The 5024-nt window shown below is 60.6% G+C and carries 3 protein-coding genes and 1 pseudogene; 1 reads left to right on the forward strand and 3 read right to left on the reverse strand.

Translation table 11 applies throughout. From position 1 onward, the window contains the following. From tssF to BLX41_RS17635, 3 genes are all read right to left on the reverse strand, one after another. Positions 1–1066: type VI secretion system baseplate subunit TssF (tssF, locus tag BLX41_RS17625; RefSeq protein WP_123725918.1), on the reverse strand; the 1066-nt coding region annotated here is incomplete at its 3' end. Positions 1067–1533: 467 nt separating this feature from the next. Continuing rightward, positions 1534–2637, reverse strand: a complete 1104-nt coding sequence (locus BLX41_RS17630; protein WP_123725919.1) for an SMP-30/gluconolactonase/LRE family protein — start codon at positions 2635–2637, stop codon at positions 1534–1536. A 25-nt stretch (positions 2638–2662) separates the two neighbouring features. Continuing rightward, a complete protein-coding gene (locus BLX41_RS17635; RefSeq protein ID WP_123725920.1) occupies positions 2663–3838 on the reverse strand; it encodes an SRPBCC family protein in 1176 nt (391 codons plus the stop codon). A gap of 368 nt (positions 3839–4206) precedes the next feature. On the opposite strand from BLX41_RS17635, the pseudogene BLX41_RS35625 reads away from it, so the two are divergent. Further along, positions 4207–5024, forward strand: a pseudogene (locus BLX41_RS35625) (filamentous hemagglutinin N-terminal domain-containing protein); the annotation flags it as partial.

Here is a 5024-nt window from a genome sequence, read left to right on the forward strand (position 1 = left end):
TATCGTGAAAAGCCTGGAACAGGTAGACCGGCATATCGTCTTCGGCGTCGTGTTCGCGCTGCATCCCCTGGGCTTGATCAATACTGAAAATTTCGCATGCATCCTCCGGCAGATCCGCTGGTTGGACGAGTTGCTCCCGATCCAATTCGCCTAATGCCAAGGGGATAGCATCGTGCTGGAATAAATTGATGGCGGGTACGCAGTACAGGGCCAGGTCATCAATGTTCAGATGAACATTAGTCGGCATCGGTCGATTGAAACGAAACTCAAAACGAACCTGCTCGGTCTGCTCGGCGGGCCATAGGTTTTTCAGGTTGATCAACCGAAAACAGAAAAAGCGTTCGGGAAAGGTTAAGTAGTCCTGGAGGATGCGATAGCCGTCGATGCTTGCGTCTGGTGCGGGTAACAGGGCGTCGTCAGGAGCAAAGCCGGGAAACTCGACATGCTGTGCTGTGACACTGATGGCTCTGCCGTTGAATTCCACGCGAATCTCGCTCAGATACCTGGCCAGCCACAAATACACCTGCAGTGCCGTGGCCTTGTCCCCCGTGAACTGGAACTCCAGTTGATCGCAGTTGAAATCGCCCAGGCTCAGCTTGCCGTTTGGTCCCAGGTCAATATGCAAGAGTGAGTGATCGTGTGAGTGAGTCTCCCTGACCTGATCAATGCGCAGTGGATACAGAATCAAGTCCTTGCAGGTACGAAATTCGCACTGAACGTCATGGATCGGTCGGGACATCAGGCGTGTCCCTTTGGGAATGATGTGTCGTTCGTCGAGCGCCCCCTCGACCGGGTTAAAGCGCACCAGGGTTGTGCTGGGGAAAGGGCGCAGATAGTGAGGCCATATTCGCTGAAGCAGCGGGTGGGTCAGCTCCGGGAGAGGGGCATCAAGGGTCAGATGCAGGCGTGCAGCGAGAAAGGAGAAGCCCTCAATCAGGCGCTCGACATCTGTGTCGACGCCCCTGGTGCCGAGGAAGGGGGCAAGCGCCGGATTCCTGGCGACCAACGTCCGGCCGAATTGACGCAGGCTGTCCACTTCCTTGAGGAATGAATCCCTTAACGGCACTGACTTCCCTCCCTGGGACCTAATACCTAGATACGTCTATCGATCTGAATGTGTTGTAGATCCAGAATCAAAAAGCTGTGTAATTGAAGACAGGTTGTACTTAACCCACGGTTGGTCGATATAGGAGAAATCCGAAACTTACCTAGGTGGGTTCTGGTTTGATTTCTATGCGGGAGAGTGAAACTGCACTCGTTTAAAAGTCACCGTATAAGGCCTCTAGCCCTGTGATAAGGAACAGGTTTCACCTCCTACAAAAAAGCGCGCTTATTCAGGTGTCTACTGGCAACGCGTTTCGTGCAATTTCATGGATTTGGATAGTGAGCAGCGGCTGTTCGCGGTAGCAAGGAGGCTTGTTGTGGCAAGGGCGCTTGCTCCCGCTGGGCGGCATAGCCGCCCTGACGCCCGCCGCGCTGTGCCCATTGCACGCTACAGCGCCCCCCCCTCATCAGCGCACCCCTCTCATCCCCTCAAGGCGCCAGCGCCTCCTTCAATGGCAGCCGCGCCATATGGCTGGCACTCAAGGACCCCAGGTACAAGTCATCTCCATATTCGCGCACCGTGGTGATCGGCGAGTAGTTGCCGCTGCTGCCATCCTGCAGGTTGGCAATCACCCGGCCCTGGGTATCCAGGCCCAGGACAAAGCCGCGCTTTTCCACCGGCTTGGGCAACACGGCCATGGCCCGCACCAGCATCTTGCGCACGAAGGGATAGGCCGCGGTGCCATCGAGCAGGGCATTGCGCGGCGCATACAGGGCCACCCAGAAGCGCTCCCGGCCATTGAAACTGAGGTTGTCCGGCAGCCCCGGCAGGTTGTCGATGAACAGGTCATGGCTGCCGGCCTTGTCGCCCTTGAGCCAGTAGCGACTGATGCGGTAGGCCCCGGTTTCATTGACCAGGACAAACGCCTCGTCCGGCCCCAGGGCAATGCCGTTGGCGAATTCCAGGCCTTCCAGCAACACCTCGGTGGTGCCGCTCTGGAAGTCGTAGCGCAACAGGCGGCCGTCGCCGCCATGCTCGATCACCGCCTCGCCGTCGTGGCCATAACCCCAGCGGCTGGTGGCGTCGCTGAAATAGGCATAGCGCCCGGTGGCGTCCACCGCCACGTCGTCGGTGAAACCGAACTTCAGGCCATTGGCGGCGGTGCTCAGGGTCTGCAACTGACCTTGCCGGTCCAGGGCCAGCAGGCCCTTGATGGCATCAGCGATGATCAGGCGGCCATCCGGATGCCGGGCCAGGCCCAGGGGGCGGCCGCCGGTGTTGACCAGCACCTTGAGGACACTGCCGTCGAGGTGGGTCTGGATCACCCGGCCGTCATGCAGGCCGGTGATCAGTTGGTCCTTTTCCAGGAGCAGGGCCTCGGGGCCGTCGATGTCCCGGGCGCCCACGGGCTGCACCGCCTTGAGCTTGTGGTTCTCGGCATAGGTGCCCTGGCTCAGTGACGGGGCGGGGGCCGGGGTCCAGGCCACCGGCTGGACTCGGGTCGGTGCCAGCAGCAGGAACGCCAGGATCGCGACCACCAGCAGCAGGAGGATGCGGCCGGGGGAAAAACGTCGGGGGCCAATCTGATTCATGCAAGGACTCCTGTCGGGGTCGGCTTCAGGATGGGCTGCGGGCCGGGTCGGTGGCCGTCAGTGGGATGGCCTGTTGGGCCGTCTCGCACAATGCCAGCAATGACGCGGCGGATTCTCGTTCTATCCGCCGTTTGAATAGCAGCTGATTGCCCAGGCGCATCAGCAGGTTGTCGAAGCGGTACTCCAGGGTCCGCACAAAACGCGTGTGTCCGTCCGCCAGCGGTTGGCACTCGTAGGTCACCTGCAGTTCCAGGCCATGATCGCCCCGGGCGGTGGCACGCCAGCGATGCCCCGGCAGGTACTCCCGGACCTTCCAGCTCAGGTGGCCGCTGCGTCCGCCGGCATGGATGTCTTCCTCGAAACCCTGCCCGGCGAACAGGGGGCCATCGTCACCGAACACTTTGAGAGAGGATGGATGCCATTGTGGCCAGCAGCGTGGGCTGGCGGCGTAGGCCAGGGTGGCGGCGGCGCTGCGGGGGATCTCGATCTGATGCTGCATGCGGGTCATGGGCCTGGACTCGTCAGGAAAGGGAACGGGGGCCGGCACTTCTTCCGGTTGCCAGTACAAGGTGCCGAACAGCCAGTCCATCAGCGGCAGGACGATATTGAAGTTGCGCTCCTGCATCAGCTCCCGGCGGTGATGCAGTTCGTGCAGGCGGCGCATCTGTCGCACCCAGGGCAGGCGCGCCAGGGGATGGCCGGCGGGCAAGTGCTCACAGGCATGGAAGACTTCATAGGCCAGGTAGCCGACCAAGGTGCAACTGGCGAACAGCGCCGCGACGTTACTGTTCCAGACACTCAGCCCCCCCCACAGGGGCAGGGCGAACAGCAGGCTGTGGACCACGATCAGCCAGGCCGGAAACAGAATCACCCGCCAGTCTTTGCGCCCTTCATAGGTCATCAGTCCCGGGGTGAAGAAGCTGTGGTGGTCGCCGGTATGCCGGGCATAGAACAGCCGGGCGAAAGGCTGCTTGTGGTGCCCCAGCCAGCGATGCACCACGTAGATGCACAGATTGAAGAACAGCAGCGACACCGGCACCGCCAGCCATTCCAGGGGCTGCACCCGCTCCAGGGTGCTGCACAGCACAGCAATGCACAGCACACCGTAGCCGAGGACGAAGCCGCCATGTAGCCAGGGGTTGTAGCGCGGACTGACCGCGGCTCGATACTGCTCGCGAAAGTGTTGGGTCGTGGTTCGCACGGCGCTGTTTCCCGTTGTTGTTTTTGTGGGCTGCAGCGTAGCCCTCGACCCTTTATCCAGCCAATGGATAGTGGGAATGAGCATTATTCATCAAGCTGAACAGGCAGTGAAAAGCGCCGAGGAAAAGCCTGCCGAGGTCCTGATGGGGTGAATGAAAGATTGACGCCAGAATAGTGGCTATTTAGTATTTTGCCACCAGATTGATATCACTTTTGCTGATGTTCTGTTTCTTTCGACCCGCATTTTTCTGCTACGGATCGATGGATTTCCAGTTCGATCTTGCCTCGCGAAATCAATTATCGCTCGCCGTGGGTCTTCGGGATGAAGGCCTTTGGGGTTTTTTGCTCCTGCATTGTTGAGAGACTGACATGGACGTTCGCCAACTCGCCTTTATGGCCCGCCAGCCTTCGGCTGCCCTGCAATCGCGTGACGCTTTCTGCGGCTTGTCCAAGCGCAGCCTGGCGTTCATTCTCGCCAACATGATGTTCTGGCAGCCGCTGGTGGTGATGGCCGACGGCATCGTGGTCAACGGCAGCGGTACCACACTGGGTCAGGCCGGCAATGGCGTGCCCATCGTCAACATTGCCGCGCCCAATGGCAGCGGCCTGTCCCATAACAAGTTCAGCGATTACAACGTTGGCCAGCAGGGGGTGATCCTCAATAACGCCACCGGCCGCACCCAATCCACCCAACTGGGGGGAATCATCCTCGGCAACGCCAATTTGGGCGGCCGTTCGGCCAATGTGATCCTCAACGAGGTCAACGGCGGCAGCCCCAGTCAGCTCAAGGGCTACACCGAGGTGGCCGGGCCTGGAGCCCACGTCATCGTCGCCAACCCCTATGGCGTCAGTTGCAATGGCTGCGGCTTCATCAACACCCCGAAAGCCACCCTGACCACCGGCAAGCCGGTGATCGAGAATGGCCAGATCCAGCGGTATCAGGTGGACCAGGGCAGCGTGTCCATCGAGGGCGCGGGGCTCAATGCCAGCAATATCGACCAGTTCGAAATCATCACCCGCAGCGCGAAAATCAACGCCGAGATCCAGGCCAAGCACCTGGCGGTGATCGCCGGGGCCAACGACGTCGACGCCAAGACCTTGAACGCCACGGCCCGCACCGCCAACCCGACGGATGCGCCGCAACTGGCCATCGACTCATCAGCCCTGGGCGGCATGTACGCCGGGGC

This window comes from Pseudomonas protegens (assembly GCF_003732485.1).
GTDB classification, from domain to species: Bacteria; Pseudomonadota; Gammaproteobacteria; order Pseudomonadales; family Pseudomonadaceae; genus Aquipseudomonas; species Aquipseudomonas protegens_B.

Coding starts and splice junctions, on each gene's coding strand:
- BLX41_RS17630 (WP_123725919.1), bottom strand. CDS start 2,637: ATGAATCAGATTGGCCCCCGACGTTTTTCCCCCGGCCGCATCCTCCTG.